The organism is Halalkalirubrum salinum (genome assembly GCF_005543295.1).
Taxonomy (GTDB): domain Archaea; phylum Halobacteriota; class Halobacteria; order Halobacteriales; family Haloferacaceae; genus Halalkalirubrum; species Halalkalirubrum salinum.
The window spans coordinates 1-17429 of record NZ_SRSG01000006.1; the positions used below are offsets into that span (position 1 = coordinate 1).

At 51.6% G+C, this 17429-nt stretch carries 14 protein-coding genes; 7 read left to right on the top strand and 7 right to left on the bottom strand.

Translation table 11 applies throughout. The features are described from left to right. Nucleotides 1-585: 585 nt before the first annotated feature. Nucleotides 586-1242 (bottom strand): hypothetical protein, encoded by a 657-nt coding sequence (locus E5K03_RS01475; protein ID WP_138004607.1) that lies wholly within the window; start codon nucleotides 1240-1242, stop codon nucleotides 586-588. A 170-nt stretch (nucleotides 1243-1412) separates the two neighbouring features. Here E5K03_RS01475 and E5K03_RS01480 point away from each other — a divergent pair, with 170 nt between their 5' ends. Both E5K03_RS01480 and E5K03_RS01485 read left to right on the top strand, forming a co-directional pair. Further along, complete coding sequence (locus tag E5K03_RS01480; protein WP_138004608.1) at nucleotides 1413-1625, top strand: hypothetical protein; 213 nt, start codon at nucleotides 1413-1415, stop codon at nucleotides 1623-1625. Nucleotides 1626-1927: 302 nt separating this feature from the next. Then, nucleotides 1928-2662, top strand: coding sequence for a universal stress protein (locus E5K03_RS01485; protein ID WP_138004609.1), 735 nt, complete (start codon nucleotides 1928-1930; stop codon nucleotides 2660-2662). 472 nt (nucleotides 2663-3134) lie between these two features. Here E5K03_RS01485 and E5K03_RS01490 read toward each other — a convergent pair whose 3' ends face one another. From E5K03_RS01490 to E5K03_RS01500, 3 genes are all read right to left on the bottom strand, one after another. Beyond that, nucleotides 3135-5372, bottom strand: coding sequence for an amino acid permease (locus E5K03_RS01490; protein ID WP_138004610.1), 2238 nt, complete (start codon nucleotides 5370-5372; stop codon nucleotides 3135-3137). After that, nucleotides 5369-5800 (bottom strand): universal stress protein, encoded by a 432-nt coding sequence (locus tag E5K03_RS01495; RefSeq protein WP_138004611.1) that lies wholly within the window; start codon nucleotides 5798-5800, stop codon nucleotides 5369-5371. Before E5K03_RS01495 ends, E5K03_RS01490 begins: the two co-directional genes overlap by 4 nt. Nucleotides 5801-6079: 279 nt before the next feature. Continuing rightward, nucleotides 6080-8347, bottom strand: a complete 2268-nt coding sequence (locus tag E5K03_RS01500) for an amino acid permease (protein ID WP_138004612.1) — start codon at nucleotides 8345-8347, stop codon at nucleotides 6080-6082. 137 nt (nucleotides 8348-8484) lie between these two features. Between E5K03_RS01500 and E5K03_RS01505 the strand changes: the two genes are divergently transcribed. Next, the gene (locus tag E5K03_RS01505) at nucleotides 8485-9222 is read left to right on the top strand and encodes a universal stress protein (RefSeq protein ID WP_138004613.1); all 738 of its coding nucleotides are present in this window, start codon (nucleotides 8485-8487) and stop codon (nucleotides 9220-9222) included. Between the two features lie 266 nt (nucleotides 9223-9488). Here E5K03_RS01505 and E5K03_RS01510 read toward each other — a convergent pair whose 3' ends face one another. Both E5K03_RS01510 and E5K03_RS01515 read right to left on the bottom strand, forming a co-directional pair. After that, entirely contained in the window at nucleotides 9489-10040 is a 552-nt protein-coding gene (locus tag E5K03_RS01510; RefSeq protein WP_138004614.1) for a DNA integrity scanning protein DisA nucleotide-binding domain protein, read from the bottom strand. Between the two features lie 166 nt (nucleotides 10041-10206). After that, entirely contained in the window at nucleotides 10207-11892 is a 1686-nt protein-coding gene (locus tag E5K03_RS01515) for a potassium channel family protein (RefSeq protein WP_138004615.1), read from the bottom strand. 855 nt (nucleotides 11893-12747) lie between these two features. On the opposite strand from E5K03_RS01515, the gene E5K03_RS01520 reads away from it, so the two are divergent. The 4 genes from E5K03_RS01520 to E5K03_RS01535 all read left to right on the top strand — a co-directional run bounded on the left by E5K03_RS01520 (nucleotide 12748) and on the right by E5K03_RS01535 (nucleotide 16583). Next, a complete protein-coding gene (locus tag E5K03_RS01520; protein WP_138004616.1) occupies nucleotides 12748-13158 on the top strand; it encodes a hypothetical protein in 411 nt (136 codons plus the stop codon). 426 nt (nucleotides 13159-13584) lie between these two features. Beyond that, nucleotides 13585-14391: a DUF7847 domain-containing protein gene (locus tag E5K03_RS01525; protein WP_138004617.1), complete on the top strand. Its 807-nt coding sequence runs from the start codon at nucleotides 13585-13587 to the stop codon at nucleotides 14389-14391. Nucleotides 14392-14907: 516 nt separating this feature from the next. After that, nucleotides 14908-15798 (top strand): hypothetical protein, encoded by an 891-nt coding sequence (locus E5K03_RS01530; protein WP_138004618.1) that lies wholly within the window; start codon nucleotides 14908-14910, stop codon nucleotides 15796-15798. Nucleotides 15799-16202: 404 nt separating this feature from the next. Then, nucleotides 16203-16583: a DUF7344 domain-containing protein gene (locus tag E5K03_RS01535; RefSeq protein WP_138004619.1), complete on the top strand. Its 381-nt coding sequence runs from the start codon at nucleotides 16203-16205 to the stop codon at nucleotides 16581-16583. Nucleotides 16584-16758: 175 nt separating this feature from the next. Here the strand turns inward: E5K03_RS01535 and E5K03_RS01540 are convergent, their stop codons facing one another. After that, entirely contained in the window at nucleotides 16759-17229 is a 471-nt protein-coding gene (locus tag E5K03_RS01540) for a hypothetical protein (RefSeq protein WP_138004620.1), read from the bottom strand. Nucleotides 17230-17429: the final 200 nt, after the last annotated feature.

Consider the following 17429-nt stretch of genomic DNA (forward strand, 5'->3'; position numbering starts at 1 on the left):
CCACGTGCTTTGATGCACGGAATACAGCTCGGTCTCTTGCGTCCCATAGTTGATTCACGCTCCGATGGGATAGCAGAATTTCCATCGAGTCAGCACACGCTTTTATCAGAATTAAAAGAATTCAACAGACCCGGTGTGTTCATTCTGTGCCTCCCTACTGAACCGTCTGATCCCTAGGCTCAACATATTGCCTTCTCGCCGTTGTGCCCCATCCTCAATAGGCCAAAAAAACCGCCGGTAACACACGGCGGTTTTGACTTCCCAAGCCACTATGCGCCTCCCTCCGAGATGACCGATATGGGGGAACTGGGGCCCAATCCCCACCGTGGTAATATACCGCATGGTTATTATTCTTTTCTTTTTTGCTAAATATTCTGATGGTTAAGCGCACACAGAACAAACCACACATTGGTCCTGGCGAGCCCTTAGTGTCTCGACAGCGTAATTCAACCAGCTGTTCAGCGGGAGTGAATAATTCAGCAGTGCTGGCCGCACAGCACGATCGTGTTCGGTGGAGGGCTCAAACACCAGCCTTGGATCGGTTGGTTGATTGCGTTCTGGGCGTGCCAGGAGAGCCTGCGAGAGTCACCCATCGACTGGCTGCTGTTGGTTCGGCCCCGAGTTTGTATCCTGTCGATTTCCCCACCACTGTCCAACCATCGCTCCCATGCCGAGAAAGAGCACGAGAAACCCAAGGACGAAATTGAGTCCAGGGATATTGACGACGAACGCACCCACCACGAGCGCAAGCCAGAGATTCGCCTCACCCTCACCGACTCGCCGAAGCACATACGACCCGAGTACAATCGTTCCGAGAGTAGACGCAACGTACATAAACAGAGCTCCGCCGAAGAAGGGAATCACACCGACGATCCACAGGAATTCTGCGACGCCAAACTCCATGAGAAAGAGCAGAACGAACAGGAGCAGGATGAATCCGACGACTCCACCGACGAACACGCCGAGCCCGAGTGCCCCAGACCGAACGGGCTGGGCATACGCCTGCTTCTCGATCGCTCGGACGTACGACCCAGAAAAGACGAACTCCGAGACGAGCAAAACGAGGGCGCCAATAGCAATAGAAAAAATGACGTAGACCACGTAAATGAGCAGTCCGAGGAGTGCGATTTCAGCAAGTCCCGAATTGGCGATCGGCGTTTCGGTGGCGGTCTGCGCACCAACAGTAGCGGGACCAAGCGCCAGCAGGGCAATCATGGACACGAGAGACTGAGGGAGGGTCATATGGATGCTTGCTAGCAGCCAATTATAATTCTTGCGTGACACTCTGGCAGTGGTGATTTCGCCGCCGTAGAACGATTCGCGGGGGTTTTCAAGAAATAAAACAAGGGTGAATTACGTAGATACACTCTCGCACGATGACTTTTATCAGATCCAGTCACAAATGAATACCAATGATTGAGCCGGCTTATGTAGTCCTTGTTGGGGCGATCGCTATTCAGATTCCGATCGGGATTTTAATGTATTTTGACGCAAAGCGGCTTAATCTGAAGACCCCGGAGAAGTACTGGTTGGGGGTAATAGTACCTGCTGCAGGATTCATTGTGATTCTCTATTACGTCTCAGAGCGGCACAATCTCCCAAAGAAGGAAACCGGTGCTCCATAGCGCATAACCTGCCCGTCGCTAGATTCCCTCTAGTGACTGAAATCGGGTAGATTGGCACTGTTGAAATGCTCAGAGGTTGATAGGTGCAGGTTGCTGAATACAGAGGGTGTAGTCAGCACAGGGACTGCGTTATTTTTCTAATTTAATTCCGAATTAGCCGATAGAACGAGCCTGCGTACTGATCGCATCAATCCTAATAGATGTTCTAAGCTCCGTGCAAGAGAGCATCGCATATCTTTTAACACGAATCTGTCGAGGTTTCTGCCCCTTGATATTTGTAATCAGGGTCCCAAACCTATCCCATGACAACCGCTCTTAGCCGGGTGCTCATTCCCATTGATGTGTCTGAGCCGATTTCTCTTGGTGGGACACTCATCGAGACGTTACCGCTGGCGAATGCTGTTCTTCTCGGCTACTGGCCGATTCCGGACCAAACGGGAGCCGACCAAGCCCGCGATTACTTCGAAACGGAAGCTCAACAGCGATTACAAACGGTTGTGGATCGATTCACAGAACAAGGAACTGACGTACAGACAGAGTTGGTATTTACCAACGACCGAAGCCAGCTCATCGATCAAGTCACAAACAAATATAATTGCCAATCAGTGCTGATTCCGGGAACAGAATCGCCACCCTCGGGAACGACTCATGGAATTGTCCTCGTGACACCAGATGCTGATCTTGGTCTAATCGTCACCACTCTCGGGTCGCTGTTCGCTGAAACCGAAGTAGAACTTTTTCTCTTTCACGCCGTTACGAATCAGGACGAACACTTGTACGACGCAACAGAGTATATGCTTCGAGGGATGAAAACTCAACTCGCAGAACTCGGGATTGACGATGATCGGATCACGTGGGAACAATCAACGGACCGTGAGCGGCTTGAAGCTATTCTATCACAAGTGCCAGACTATGATTTCGTGGTTTTAAGCGAATCGAAGCCACGACTACGAGAACGAGTCTTCGGGTCTGTCCAAGCAAAACTCGCTGAGAAAACGAGGAAACCGCTACTCACGATCAGAACCCTCCATGAATAATTCTCAGTACGATCGTCGTGGTGAGTGTTTACCCGATGGTTTCAATTTCTATATCGAGTTCTTGTTCGAGGACAGTCTTTAATTCCGTCCATAGACCCAGTAGCAAAGCGATCTTTCCTCGTAATGTACGACTCTTCGAGCCGATTACGATTCGATCAACCTGCTGTCGAGCAGCTTCATCAATAATTGCTTCTTCAAGAACGTATCCAGATCGAACGACGAAATGTACTGGGACCTTTCCAAACTTCCGGTAGACCGTTTCTCGTAATACGTTACGAGAGGCCTTTTTTGAATATTGGATCAGAGGCACATGTAAAATAATTAGAAATCTATCTTCCTCTGTACTGACCACACCAAGCCAAAATATATCACCTATTGAGGATTTCAACAGAGCCAAATGACCGTGAGTTCCAAATCCTATTACAATCCACAATGAATCGGCGTCGCCATTATGAATATCTAATGTCTGATCTCAGAACAGCCGGTCGATTAGTCCACGGTTACGGTATTTCTCCGCCAACAGAACCGAACACTCCACGTCATCGACGACATCTAGCACGAGAGATTTTGAAACAAGCCGACGAAGTAGCCCTTCCTCGGTCGCACCAATGAGCAGAAGTGTGGCGTTGTCGGCAGCGTTCTGGATCGCTGTCTCGACATCGCCGGACTTCACGAGGAGTTTGGCATCCTCTAACCCTTGGTCGGTCGCCCAATCTTGAAGGAACTGCTCGCCTGCCTGGCGGTCGTCATCGACGTTGAGCAATGTTACTTCCGAGTCGTATTCTGACTGGAGCAGTTTTGCAATATTGGCTGCCAGTTCAGAATCCGGGCCACCAGCGGTTGGGAGCAGGATGCGTGAGGGATCAAATCCACGTTCACGGAGGACTAGGAAGTCACAAGGAACAGCTTCGGTGAGTTCGTCCATGACCGATTCGGCCCGTCCTGTTGAACTGAGCGAGTCTGGGCCCCATCCCATCACGACGAGATCGGCAGTATGTGTACGGGCTGCATCGAAGATGGCTTCGTAAGATTTGTGCGAAAGGATTGTATGTGTCTCGACATTAACACCGAACGTTTCAGCGTCCTCACGGGCGTTGTCGAGTAGGTGTTTTGAGCTCTTGTCCATACCCTCTGACTGGTTGGAGACAGCTGAGAGTGCCGTTTGGTCGGGCACCGTGATAATGTGAGTTGCAACCACGGTTCCGCCGTGCTGTTTGGCGATTGCACTGGCAAGTGTGATGAGTTCCTGTTCGTGTGCAGGATTAGCTAGCGGCACCATCACTCGGAACTGTCCGCCGTCAGGCTGAACACCAGTAGCAGCACTAACGGCCGGGTCGGGCATCTCTTCAGAGCGTGAGATGATATGTTTCGACAGAATCCCCTGTTTCTCAGTTCGAGAGCGGGCGTATAACCCGTACCACACGACTGCTGCTGCGGCTATGCCAAAGGAGAGTAATAGGGCGTCCCCGGCGACGAACACCAATAGGGCAAAAGAGAGGACAACACCAAGAATTGGGATTATGGGGTACAGCGGCACTATAAATTCAGGTGTGTACTCAGCAGGATTCACGTATCGCATCACGATCAGTGCAACGTTGAGTAACCCGTAAATGATGAGGTGCAGACCAGATGCAGCACCCGATAGCAACGTCAGATCTCCAATGATAATAAAGAAAAGAATGAGCCCACCGGTGATGGCAATAGCTCTGTAAGGCGTCCCAAAGCGAGAGTGTACCTTGTTTAGTGCGGGGGTGATAATTTTATCACGACCCATAGCGAAATTGATACGTGAGGACGCGAGGATAGAGGCGTTTGCACTGGAGGCGGTAGCAAGTAAGCCGCCGAATAAGAGGGCACCACCCATTGCTGCCCCCTGAATATACTGTCCGACTTCGACGACGGCGATAGGATTTTCAGCATCAGAAGTGATAATATCTGCGATGAAGCCTTGGGGGACGGCCGCACTCATGATCACTAACACAAGTGCATAAATGAGGGTCACGATAACGACGCTACCAATGACAGCTCGCGGGAGATTCTTGCCAGGGTCTTTGATTTCCTCGGCCACACTCGTAATCTGGACGAAGCCAAGATAGGAGACGAAAATAAGCCCGGTAGTCTCCAGCGTCGTAATCACACCGCGGGCCTCAGGGAGGTTCGCCGGCTCAGCACGAAGCGTTCCGAGGAAGGTAAACACGGCAAGAATAGCGACCAGCAGAACGACGATGATGTTCTGGAGCCGGCCAGTCTCTTTTGCGCCTACGTAATTAATAAGGACGAAGAAAGCTCCCCCGACGAGTGCAATGAGTTTCACGATGGTTATCGACACCGGGGCGATACCCACACTCCCACTCAATCCAAATATACGGGCAATATAGCGACCGAATCCAACCATATAGAACGCACTGGCAAAAGCTAATCCAAGCCAGTTGGCCCACCCTGCAACTGAGCCGAACAGGGGACCGAGAGCGTGATTAACATAATAGTAGGCCCCACCCGACCGAGGCATTGCTGTTCCGAGTTCGCTGGCCGACAGCGCAGTGAACATGGCGATGACGCCGCCGAGGACAAATGCGACCGATGCCATCGAGCCGGCTTTGAGGATTGCTTCACCCGGCAGAACGAAGATACCGGCACCGATCATGGTTCCGACACCGATGGTCAGAGCTGCCAGTGGCCCGAGGTCTTTGGCAAGGTCTTCCTCGCTCATGTTTCCTCCTCATGGGGGAGCGCAATAACGGGACGGTCAGCCTTGGTCACCAGCTTCACTGAGATATCACCGGAGAGAAACTGCATGAGACGGTTCCCGCCGCGTGATCGATAGACGATGGCACTTGCATTGACCTCGTCAGCTGCCTCAAAGATTTTCCCTGCTATGTCTCGGCCGTAGGCGGTCTGATCGTCGGCATCGGGGAACACCGAACGGATGGCAGCGTATGATTCCTCAGCCATTTTTTCGGATTGCTCGACTGGCGTCTTATCAGGCACTCCCTCACCTTTCTCCACGACGTGGAGGGTTGTCACCTGGGCTGGGGCGTAGGGTTCGAGGGCCCTCGCCGTTGCTAACGCATCATCCTCGTTAGCGACGGGCAGAAGCACATGTGCAAGAATATTCTCGTTTGTAGACTCACTGCTCATACTGGTCGGTGCTTTCCCAGTCTGTTAAGAGTGTGCGTATCCACTCGTTGCGATCAAATCCGGATGTACACCGGTCAATCTCTGTCGAGTCCCTTGTTAACACTTGATGAATTCTCACTGATTACCCCTATGTGTAGAAGAGAATATTTGATTTGGTTACACTATGAGTACCGCTGGTCTGGGTGCCTCCATTGTTTGGAAAGTAGGGTGTTAGTTCAGCTAATCTGAGGACTCTAGGCGGAGTAGGCCGAATGTCTCGGGACTTGACTCCGTATCGGTTCACTCGCCGGGATTATGATTGTCCTCTGAGTTTCTTCGGCCGCTTTTGGCAATCGCAACGTTGCACAGCGTTTGATCGTGGATCTGTTCCGCGATCGACCCGGACCGATCTCGCAGTAGGTCGGACCGATCGGACAGTCCGAGACAGATCAGATCGCGCTGGTTAGTCGCGCTAGTAACCGCTGATTCGACTGTCTCGCCGACCAGCACTGATGTGTCGTACTCTGTAGGGTTAAGACCGGCCTGTCGGGCAACTCCCTCAATAACCTCTTCGCCTCGCTCTACAGAGGTGTTGCTTGGGTCTGTCGATCCCCTGCTTTTCTCTCCGTTGACCAACTGAACGTTGATCAGCGTCGGTCGTGTGTTCTCCCCGCTAAGGGTCGCAAACTCCGCTGCTCGACGTACCGCGGTCGAAGCGTTCGGGCCATCGCCGATGAGTGCCACTACATCGTTAATGGGCTGTTCTCGGAATTTAGCCAGCGTCACGTCCACTGGTGCATCAGTGAGAAGAGCGTCCAGATTTGGTCCAAATGCGTACTCGCCTTGGCCGAACGACCCGCGCCAGCCGAGTAGAGCGTGGTCGGCCTCCTCCGATTCGAGCACCTCAAGGATAGTTTTGCTGACATCCTGGCCGAGGACGGCACGAGTCTGGAGGGAAACATCTATTTTTTCCGCGATGCTGCGGGACGCTTCCAGTAATTCACGCTGATGGTCGAGACGGTCAACCTCGACGTTCTGTTGCGTGTCGTCAGCCACCTGGAGGACGTTGAGCGCGATGATCTCTGCCGATCCGTTCCCCGCGTTTGCGGAGGCGTTAGCCGCGGCAAGTTCCAGCAGCCCCTGCTGTGTCTTCGGATTCACGATGGGAACGAGCACGGTGTACGTCGGGTCCCGCCCGGGAAGCGCGTCACGGAGCAACCCCTCCTCAACCGCGTTGGTTCTGGCGTAAACGAGGTACCAGACTCCCCCGAGCCCGATAATACCCACACCGACGAACTGGACGATCTGTGCCATCTGTGTGATGACGAACGCCGACGCGAGTACGCCGAGAACCGGCACGATCGGGTACAAGATCTCAGGTATCTCGAAGTCAGGGTCGTACTCCGGCGGGTCGGCCCGTCGGAACGTGATCAGCGCGACGTGGACGAGCGCGTAGGTCACGAGGAAGCTGAAACTCGCCACTTCGGCCAGCAGCGCGACGATAGCCTCAACCTCCAACCCAATGCCGATCAACCCCGCCGTCACTGCCCCGGTCGCAACGACCGCTCGATGGGGCGTGTGGAACCGGTCATGGGTCTCGTTCAGCCAGTCGCTCATCAGGTTGTCCCGGCCCATCGCAAACAACACTCGTGAGGCTGCCAGGATGGAGGAGTTCGAACTCGAAATCGCCGCGATGACCGCTGCGAAGACGATAGCGACCACGCCGATCGACCCAGCGAACACAACTGCGACGTCGGCGACGGGGACCAGCGACCCACCGAGCTCCTGATACGGGATGATACCGGTCGAGACGATCATGATAATCATGTAGAGGATCGTCACCCCGACGACCGAGAGCACCATCGTCAGCGGGATGAGCTTGCCCGGCTCTTTGATCTCTCCGGCCACGGTTGCGATAATCTCGAACCCGAGAAACGTCACGAAAACGATCCCTGTCGTGGCGACGATCCCCGAGGGGCCGGTCGGCGCGAAGTCAATCAAGTTCGCCGTCTCGATGAAAAAGAGTCCGACCCCGGTGTAGATCAGCACGATGACGAACTCGGTGCCGATCATGATATTCTGCGCGCCGCTGGACTCCTCGGTACCGTAGTAATTCACTCCGACGATGAGACCGAGACCGAGGAGTCCGATCAAAACAATAAGCGCCCGCCCATCCAGAAACGGGACTGATTCGACGATATACTGCCCGAACCCGACCATGTAAAAGGCGCTTGCGAACATCAGGCCGGTCCACATCCCCCACCCGACGATGCTGCCGAAGAAGCTCCCGAGCCCGCGGTTGACGTAGTGGTAACTACCTCCTGAAATTGGCATACCCGTCGCCAGTTCCGCCAACGAAAGCGCGGCGAGCAACGCGACGAAGCCCGCAATACCGAAAGAAATCGAACTTGCCGGACCGGCGCTTTCGGCTGCAATTGCCGGCAGGATAAATATCCCTGCGCCGATCATCGTCCCCCCGCCCAGTGTCATCGCCTCGGTGAAGCCGAGCGTCCGATCGAGTTGGCTCTCACTCACGTTATTTCTCCAGCAGGGAGGTGCTCCGGTCATGCGGAGCTATACAGGTATTGTTCACTGTTTGATCTCACGAAGAGTGAAGGCTTGACGGCATATATATTTCGGGATGCGCACAACGAGAAGTCGGTACGTCCCTTCTATTTAAGCGGAGCGGGAATCAGTGGTAAGATATGGCTGACGGTGACCCACACAAATGCGACGGGGATTCGACGGTGTTGATCCCGCTAAACGCCGCCGAAGCCGAGAGTCTGCCGGTGGCGCTGGTCAAGACGCTCGCACCCCTGCACATCGTCGTGCTCGGCTACTATCCGGTCCCGAGTCAGGCAGCGCCGGAACAGGTCCAGTCGAATCACGAAGACGAAGCGACCGCAGCAATCGAGGATGCAGTCACTCAGTTCGCCGACCGAGGCGCCGAGGTTGAGTCCGTCGTCGTTTTCACGCATGACAAAGACGAGACGATTGACCACGTCGCAGCCGAGTACGATATCGATGCGGTTCTCACACCCGGTGATTATGCTGAGGAACTTACTCGTGTGCTCGTGCCCATGCGGGGCGACGAAAACCTCGACAAAATCATCTCGTTTATTATCGATCTACTGCGACAGAGCGATGTTACGGCTACACTGTACAACGTCGCCGAGTCAGACGGAGAGGCATCTCGCGGTGAGTTACTCCTCAGAGGCGCCCGTGATCGGCTGGCTGAAAACGGCATTGATCCCGACCGCGTTGAGTGGCAGGTTGATCACGGGGACTCACCGGGAGACGCAATCGTCACGAAAGCTCAAGAGTACGATGTATTGATCGTCGGCGATTCTAAACCGTCACTTCGTGAACGGATCTTTGGTCGAATAACCGGTCATGTCGTGGATAGGGTAGACCAACCGGTACTTGTCGTTCGGGATACATAACAGAGGATGTCGCACCTCGGAACGGTTACGATCCTACGAATTTTCCCTCAGTATCGTTATGCTGGCACTATCTGGTGCCGGAACCACACTGACTGAGACAGTCGCTCAGACAATCTATTCCTTTGCCGTCGGCTACGTCTTGATTATGAGTATTGGCCGGACCGATGCTGATGCAGCATTCGATTTCGATCCAAAAAGTCCATGTACCGGAAATTCTGTCTTATTTCCTGATTCGTTCGCTAAGAGTTGATCATTAGTCCACTATTTCAATCAGATGGACGCCACACACCACCTAATTCGTCTCGTGTGTAATCCTCGTAACTGCCACCTTTGAAAAGAGACACCCGCCCGTCTTCTTCACTGAGTGTGATAGCTGCAACCACCTCTGAACGAGCTGAGACCTCGATGGCGCTCAGATGCCTTGTTCCCATCCAGTCGGCATAATCAAGCGCCGTGTTTTCCTGAACATCACTTTGACTTTTGACTCGGACCATCTGTCTTTGAATGGTGCCATCCGTACTGACGACAACTGCCCCATCGCGTGTGAGCCCAACTGTACGTGCCGCTTCGACAAACGAATCAAGATCTTCTGATACAATTTGACAGATTTCGGTTGGCCACTTATTTTCGCCTAATGAATCAGCATATGAGCCAGAATGAACTCCAGTCACAATAACAAAATACAATCCCGGACCATGGACGTGCTCTCCCTCCCATCGGTCGAAGCCGAGGCTAATGCTCTCAACCGCGTACATCAGAAAGTCGGTCAATTCATCCACAGTCGTGTATTCAACTCGTAACGGGTCCGGATCTGACATGGAGGCTTGTGTCCTACGTTTATTCCCCTATGTATTAATAGCGGTCAATAACGGCTTCTCGGTAGGTAAGTTATCGGTTTGAATTTACTGAGTCGATCCGTAGGCCAATCAGTGATCTCAATGATGCCTGGCCATTTGAACTGACATTACGTTGAACTCCGAGTGTTCAGTTCCCAGACTCGATCGGTGCGACGTCGAACTGTTTTCTGAACTGCTGGACCGCTTCATCGGTACCAACAAGAATGATCCGTTCACTTCCAGTGAATTCTCGCTGTGGATCGACTGTACTGGTGAGCCCAGTGTCATCTTCGATAGCAATGACTCGACAGCCCGTTTTTTCGTAGATCTCTGACTCGGCAAGTGTTGACCCTGTCAGCGGTGTTGCGGGGACGCGGAGCAGCCGTATCTGACTCGCTGGTGCAAGGACATCCTCGCCACGGAGCTCTCTAGCGACCATCCGCGCACTTACCCGTGGAACAGATAGCACGTAATCCGCTCCGGCACTCAGTGCCTTTCTGGTGGCGTCGGTATCACTCACCCGAGCTAATATCTCGATATTGGGATTCAGCGACCGCGCCAGTACGGTTGTCAGTAGTGATATAGAATCATCTGGCAGACCGACAATAATAGCCCCTGCTGTTTCGATTCCTGCCTCTTCTAAGATTTCTTCCGATCCGGAATCCCCCACAATATCTACATCATTCCGGTCTTCGATATCGATAGTCACGACATCAAGCTCTTCTTCGGACACAACATTCTGTGCGGCCTGGCCAACTTCACCGTGTCCAGCGATGATGATCCGCTCGTGTTTGCGGAGGGTGCGTGCCGGTTGTGTAAAGTCGCTAAACGCCTCTAAAGCATCGTGCGCCCCCGTAAGAAGCAGTACCGTATTCGAGCGGATGACTGCATCTGGATCTGGCGGGAGTTGGAGCTCTCCCTCGATCCACGCTCCGATAATATTTGCGCCCGTTTCCTCCCGAATTTTCGAGTTACGGATTCGTGTCCCGATAAGTCGGTTGCCCTGTTGGAGCGGTACCTCTGTGACCTCTAGCTCGCCCCCAATATCAATTGTGTCCGTTAGCTCCGATTTGAATGACGAAACGGCCTTTTCGGCGAGTCGGTGGCCGAGCACACCGTGTGGTGACAACACGCTATCTGCTCCCGTCTCCAACAAGACATCTCGCATATCGCTGTCGTCCGTGAGCGTGATGATGTTGATATCTGGATTGATCGACCGCACGGTCAGAATAGTGTTGACGTTAGCATCTCCGGCGTCAGTAATAACTACTCGGGCGGTCTCAATGCTGGCTCGTTCGAATGCCGTCGCATCCTGTGGGTTACCATGAATGACAGAATAGCCCTCATCAGAAAGTGCCTTAGCGTTCTCTTCGGACGACGAAATTAAGACATAGTCGATACCGAGCTCTCGCAGTTCATCGAGGAGGACTGCTGAATCACGGCGATATTCACAGATGATGACGTGGTCGTCTTTGGGCGTGAGCCGGTTATCGAGATTGACCTCAGCCTGTGTAAATAACGGGATGATGATGAGTCGAAGCGTAAAGAACCCAAGTGCAATGCCAGAGATCTGCGTTCCAGCGACGAACAAGAACATCAATGGATGGCTCCAGATACCCGAATCTTGACCGTATCCCGTCGTGGTCATCGTCTGGACGATGAATTCAAATGACGCAAAAAAAGATTGATTGACTCCCTCTAACTGTGCTAGGGCAACGTTGTACGTAATCGTATAAGCTAGGACCAAGCCAACCAACCCGGTAAGATAATACACAACGAGACGGTTCCTCCGAGAAAGCTGTATCTCGGATAACGGCCCGGGAAGGTCAACCATTAGATGCTATCTATTGGGCGCTTTCAAAAAGAATTCCTGATTGTGTTCGTGTCTACAGGGATGTGATAACGTAGTCACGCGCATAACGTTGTTATAGTTTATTTCGTCTTCTTACTGAACAGTCGGTTACACTGTACCACTATATTTGGAAGGCAGATGATTGAGTTTTGAAGCTCTGACCAAACACATAGAGTAGTATTTATCGGCCTTTTCAATATCCATGGCACGTATTTTGTACCACGGCACTGCGGATTCGGTTAACTTGGATCGGTCGGATCATCCATCTCGATTGAACAAGAGTGGGTTTCTAGATCATTGGAGGTTGTGGATTGGAGGATGAGGTGTGTTCAGTTACGTTTTGACGATGAGTTTTCTTCCTCAGAGCAATTTGAACAGATATAAGTCACTACAACAGCGCCTAAAGGAAATTTTATTTCCGTTCGCTTTGCCCCTTTTTCACCACACCGGATACACTCCATATTGAGTCTATGGCATGCGATGCATTAACACAATCGGTCAAAAACGCGTCCTGTACTCAGTAGGCATAGTGAACGGCTGGTTCAGCAATTCCAATGTGAACCAAACACACCCATCGTGCTGACTACATCTTTTATATTTCGCACTATATTCTTGACATCTGGTGAGTAATTCCACAAGTAGAGCGATACGTGAGTCCCCTGTACTGATCGATCACTCCCTTCCGCAGATCGACACCTGTTCGTACCACATTCGCGTTCTGTATTCAGCAGAACGCTGAGAACATATCATCGGTTGAGGATCTCACCAGAGCCATTAGAATTGAATATGTTAATAAACCTCTATAATTATATATTGGTCGAAAATCAACATGTTCGTGTGCCCGCAAATATCTCGACACGAACGACCCTCCAAGCCTCCAAGTTACTGCTCGCCGGAGCAGTTCTTTTCGTTGCTGCAATGACATTCAATTATCTTCCGCAACCATATTCGACGTGGCCAACCATCGGATCAATCCCAGTCAATCCTGAACTCGTCGTTCCGGCACTACTCGGCGTCGTTGTCGTGGTTGAAGCGTTTGTAGAGCAATTTAGCATTGTGTTAGTCTCCCTTGCGATCTTCGGAGGACTAACGTTCCTACTCGGTACAGCGAGCTTATACACGTTGTACGCAGTCGAATCTGGTGGGGTATTCTTCATCGGGTTCTTCACCATTATCGCAGGGATTCTCCTTGCTGTCGGGGTTTTTCTCCATACAATCATACGAAGCACTGCCAAGGAACTAGACTGATATCGATCGAAAACGTATCCGCTGGTGTCTTTGATTCCCTTATGTAACGACGTAACTGCCATGCGATCGGAGTGTTACATAAGGTATGCAGCAACCATCTCTGCCGGAGTCGCTGGCAAAATATCTCGCGGGGGCTGCCCAAACAAGATACCGAAACGCTCCGTGCAATTCAGACCTACATTGAGACGTTCATTGCGTATCAGACCCAACCAGTCACGACTGACGAACTTCCCGATCGGACCGATCCTGTCGATGACAACGACGCTTTCGAGTCCGGGCAAGGGACCGTCGTCAGAGAGCGAGTCAAGTGTGGTAACGACAATTCGAACCAGACCCATCCTGATGGCTTTGTCCGGAAGGAACACACGGGCTTCGAATCTCGTCAGTGTATCAATACTTATGAGCGTCCTCGATGAGCGCATTAGTATGGCTGCCCTGCACTCCCTCCACCCCGCTATCCGTGCCCTCATCCGTAATCCAATCCTCATCCTCATTGTTGGCCTCTTCGGCCTTGTACAGCTCCCACAACTTGCCCTGCAACCGACGCAGCCGATTGTGGCCGGTATCGTGTCTCTCGGGATAACCGGTATACTGCTCGTCGCTATGCCGTTTTTTCAAGGTGGTTTACTCGGGATGGCAGATGAAGCACTCAATGGACAAACAAGCGCCGGAACGCTTGTTGCCGAAGGAAAGATGAACTACATCCGTCTACTCCTTGCGTATCTCGCATTCTTCGCAGTGAATCTTGTCTTGGGATTTATTGTCGTTCTGGCGGTGATACTCGGTGGTATTGGACTATACGCAGGCGATAATCAACCCGGACTTGCAATTCTTGGTGCCGTCGCAGTGGTCGGGGGGCTATTTGTGCTTGTGTATCTACTCGTCACGTTCTTCATCCAATTTTACGCCCACGCGATCGTCTTGAGCGATACCACCCTCGTTGACGGGTTCAAGCGGAGTGTCAGCCTCGTTCGGCAAAATATAGTGAGTACTCTTGGATATTCGCTGCTCCTCTTAGTGGGCAGTCTCGTCTTCGGTGGTATCGGCGGCGTCGCCTCGTTGCTACTGTCACCCCAAGCAACCGAATTGCCGCTTCCTGTTCCCGATCTCTCGATCCTCGTGTTGGCCGGAGCAGCAATCGTCTACGTGGTTGTACTCACCATTCTTGGAGCCTTCTATGCGACGTACTCCGTCGCATTTTACCGATCAATTGAACAGAAGACTCTAGCCTAAAACCAGAGATATCTGTTACACCAACTCTGAATAATCCTACTTTTCACATACTGCAGAACAAGAAACAGCTGGTTGTTGAAGCAGAATTAGGAACCGGCCAGTACAGGGGTCATAGAGACCAAAATCTCCCCATAAGATGTATTCAGACGATTCCAGCGAACCTGAGAGCGGTATAGATCAACAACAGAACTGACAGAACGATACCGATGATCCCGAGCATACGCCCCTGTTCTTCTGCCATAGTATGGATATACAAATTATGGCTTTGTTGAAATCCTCATAAATTGATAGTTTCACACCACAATCGCTCAGTACAGAAGATACAAGTATCGGGCTCTATTGAAATACTTAGAATATGATAATTTTGCTTTGTTGAAATCCTATTTTTCAGATACAAAATAGGATGAAACAGTCGGTCGCTGAAGAGTGTAGATACACTATTAATGTGACTTTTTCACACCTAATCTTGTTAGATATAGATACTTTTAATATATCCAAACTTTATACTTTTCGTGAATGAAAGACGATTACCGTCGCACCTTTCTGAAGGGCATCAGTAGCGTCACTCTCGGTAGTATCGCATTTAGTGGAGCCACCGCAGCAGCTCCCGGTAAAGGATCGAACCAAGGCAAGGGTCGTAGTAGTGGTTTCCCGCCGGAGGGTATCACTGAGTGGGGTGATTCCATCGAGATCGGGAATGGTGAAATTACGACGTTCTCTTCGGTAACTCCCTCTGGCGAACCGAAATACGTCGGTATCCACTTCTCCGACGGCACGTTTGATGACCTTCCGTATGCGGAAGACTTTGAGAACGGTGATGCGGAAGGGCGCAAGATACATGGCGTCTGGTCGAAGCCGTTTAATCTCGACTTTCCGGAGAATACGCCGGAGCCGATCAAATACGCCGGTTGTGGCTGGAATCCAAATGGCCACACACCCATTGGGGTCTACAACAAACCCCACTTTGACTTCCACTATCACTTCTACGAGCCCACTCTCGTCGGCCAAATCGCCCCGGGTATCATCGAAGACCTCCCAGATGAGAAGATTCCGGACGGCTATCAACTAATCGAAGGCGGCACCATCGTTCCCGCGATGGGCGCGCACCTCGCTCCCGAAGACGCCCCCGAGTTCGACGACCTGAACGATCCCAGCGACTGGCAGGAGACCCTCATCTGGGGCGCCGCCGACGTGGACGGCGACGGCGAGTATGAGAATAACTACGTCGAACCGATGATCACGCTGGACTACTTCCAGAATCAACTTAACGGCGTTGAGAAACAGGACATCGCCCAGCCTGAAGTCTATCCGAAGGACGGGTATTATCCGACCACCTACACGGTACGTGAACTCGGTGACGGCGGCTACGCTGTCGTGATGGAGGATTTCGAAGAACACTCTCTCTGACACCAACGTCGAGTCAGTCTCACGGTTCATCATTACCTGACCAGAGTGTCCGTTTTATCGGGTTTCTGTACTGAGTGATTCGTGACTCTCCTGTATTAACCACGTGAGAGTCAAAATATATCACCTGCTGAGGATTTCAACAGAGCACAAATTATACATTGGTAAAAGATGCGAGACATGGCTCAGTTAGCCTTCGAGTTCTGGCGGTATGTCCGTGGTGTGAAATTTCATCTGCTGGGACTCAATATAGTAAGCGATCCCAGAGATCCCAACGATAGAAATAAAAAGACAACAACACGAGATTGTGAGTAACTTTCCAAACCTATTTTATAATCTATGAGACATTCTTAAGTGGCCTAATGAAAAGGCCCCGGCGCTGAGACGCCGGCACCACACTGCCAACAATGACAGCAATACTATCTAACTGGTGGAGGAATAATAATACTATTCCTCTGAGTACAGAACAGGCCATCGAAGCGATCCAAGCGAGACGCCGTCGTCACGCGTTGGTTTTTCTTGATGACGTGGATACCTCATACCCTGTGGGTAAACTCGCCAAAGCGATCGCCGCGATTGAGAATAATAAGGAAATTTCAGCAGTAACCAGCAAAGAGCGCAAACGAGTGTATATCAACCTCATTCAGTTTTCCTTACCCAAACTCGCTGACATAGGCGCGATCCGCTATGATGAGCGTGGCAAGCAAGTGTATCCCACTGAGATCACAAGTGATCTTGCCGATCTCATCGAACACATCGAGTCGATCGCGGAGGTGACAGATATCTAAATAATAGGGTTTGGCTCTTACTGAAGACAGTGAAACAGCGGTATCTGTCTCGCAATTGGGTGATCGAGTCGTGCAAGATACAGAGAGTGTATTCAGCAACGGAGAGGTGGTTCAGTAGAGACGATCTCAGAGCGGTCTAGCTGCCAATTTCAGGGGTCCTAGGTGCCATTCGTTATCAACAGTGTTCGAGACCATCCCAAGCAGCCGAATCGAATCGCTTGACTGTCAATCGTTTGGCTTCCAAGATGAGGTCTCGAACCTCCTCCCGACTGAGCGTCACAACCACTGGTTGGGAAGGAAGTTGGGGGACTACCTTTTTCCATTCATTATCTACGGCACGTATCCCGTTTTCAGAAGTTCGTCCGAGTTCCATCACGAGATGATTGTTGGCTTCAAGCCGACCCAGTAGTGCTTGAGCATCTGCTTCTCCAAAGGGGCTGTCGCCTATCACATCCTGATCCGGTTGTGTAGTTCGTGCACTCAAATAGTCACTCACATCTTGAGTACAGTCTTCGCAGAGAACAGTACTCGGAATCGACACTCCTGGGGGCATATCGTAGAATTCAATCATCGGTTCGCCCTGGAGAATTCTGTTGTAAACCCCTTCGGCCCCACAAAAATCACAATCTCGTATCTCCGGATTCATGATTGAATCACCATTCCAACGCAACTACAAGGAGTCACCGGTCAACGTTTCAATCGAAATAGACTCTCTACTTGCTCTCAACCAAAAACCATGATATTGCGCTGTGTATTCACCTATGGAAATTCTGCCGGCTCAACCAACCACCGCTAGCGATAAAGTTGTTTGGACGGTTTCGCATCTCTTGTTCATCAACAGCGAGA

Bases quoted from the DNA above. Each gene is read 5' to 3' on its own strand.
- E5K03_RS01540 (WP_138004620.1), bottom strand. From the start codon at position 17,229: ATGAATCCGGAGATACGAGATTGTGATTTTTGTGGGGCCGAAGGGGTT.
- E5K03_RS01485 (WP_138004609.1), top strand. From the start codon at position 1,928: ATGACAACCGCTCTTAGCCGGGTGCTCATTCCCATTGATGTGTCTGAG.
- E5K03_RS01535 (WP_138004619.1), top strand. From the start codon at position 16,203: ATGACAGCAATACTATCTAACTGGTGGAGGAATAATAATACTATTCCT.
- E5K03_RS01530 (WP_138004618.1), top strand. From the start codon at position 14,908: ATGAAAGACGATTACCGTCGCACCTTTCTGAAGGGCATCAGTAGCGTC.
- E5K03_RS01480 (WP_138004608.1), top strand. From the start codon at position 1,413: ATGATTGAGCCGGCTTATGTAGTCCTTGTTGGGGCGATCGCTATTCAG.
- E5K03_RS01525 (WP_138004617.1), top strand. From the start codon at position 13,585: ATGGCTGCCCTGCACTCCCTCCACCCCGCTATCCGTGCCCTCATCCGT.
- E5K03_RS01490 (WP_138004610.1), bottom strand. From the start codon at position 5,372: ATGAGCGAGGAAGACCTTGCCAAAGACCTCGGGCCACTGGCAGCTCTG.
- E5K03_RS01475 (WP_138004607.1), bottom strand. From the start codon at position 1,242: ATGACCCTCCCTCAGTCTCTCGTGTCCATGATTGCCCTGCTGGCGCTT.
- E5K03_RS01505 (WP_138004613.1), top strand. From the start codon at position 8,485: ATGGCTGACGGTGACCCACACAAATGCGACGGGGATTCGACGGTGTTG.
- E5K03_RS01510 (WP_138004614.1), bottom strand. From the start codon at position 10,040: ATGTCAGATCCGGACCCGTTACGAGTTGAATACACGACTGTGGATGAA.
- E5K03_RS01515 (WP_138004615.1), bottom strand. From the start codon at position 11,892: ATGGTTGACCTTCCCGGGCCGTTATCCGAGATACAGCTTTCTCGGAGG.
- E5K03_RS01495 (WP_138004611.1), bottom strand. From the start codon at position 5,800: ATGAGCAGTGAGTCTACAAACGAGAATATTCTTGCACATGTGCTTCTG.
- E5K03_RS01500 (WP_138004612.1), bottom strand. From the start codon at position 8,347: ATGACCGGAGCACCTCCCTGCTGGAGAAATAACGTGAGTGAGAGCCAA.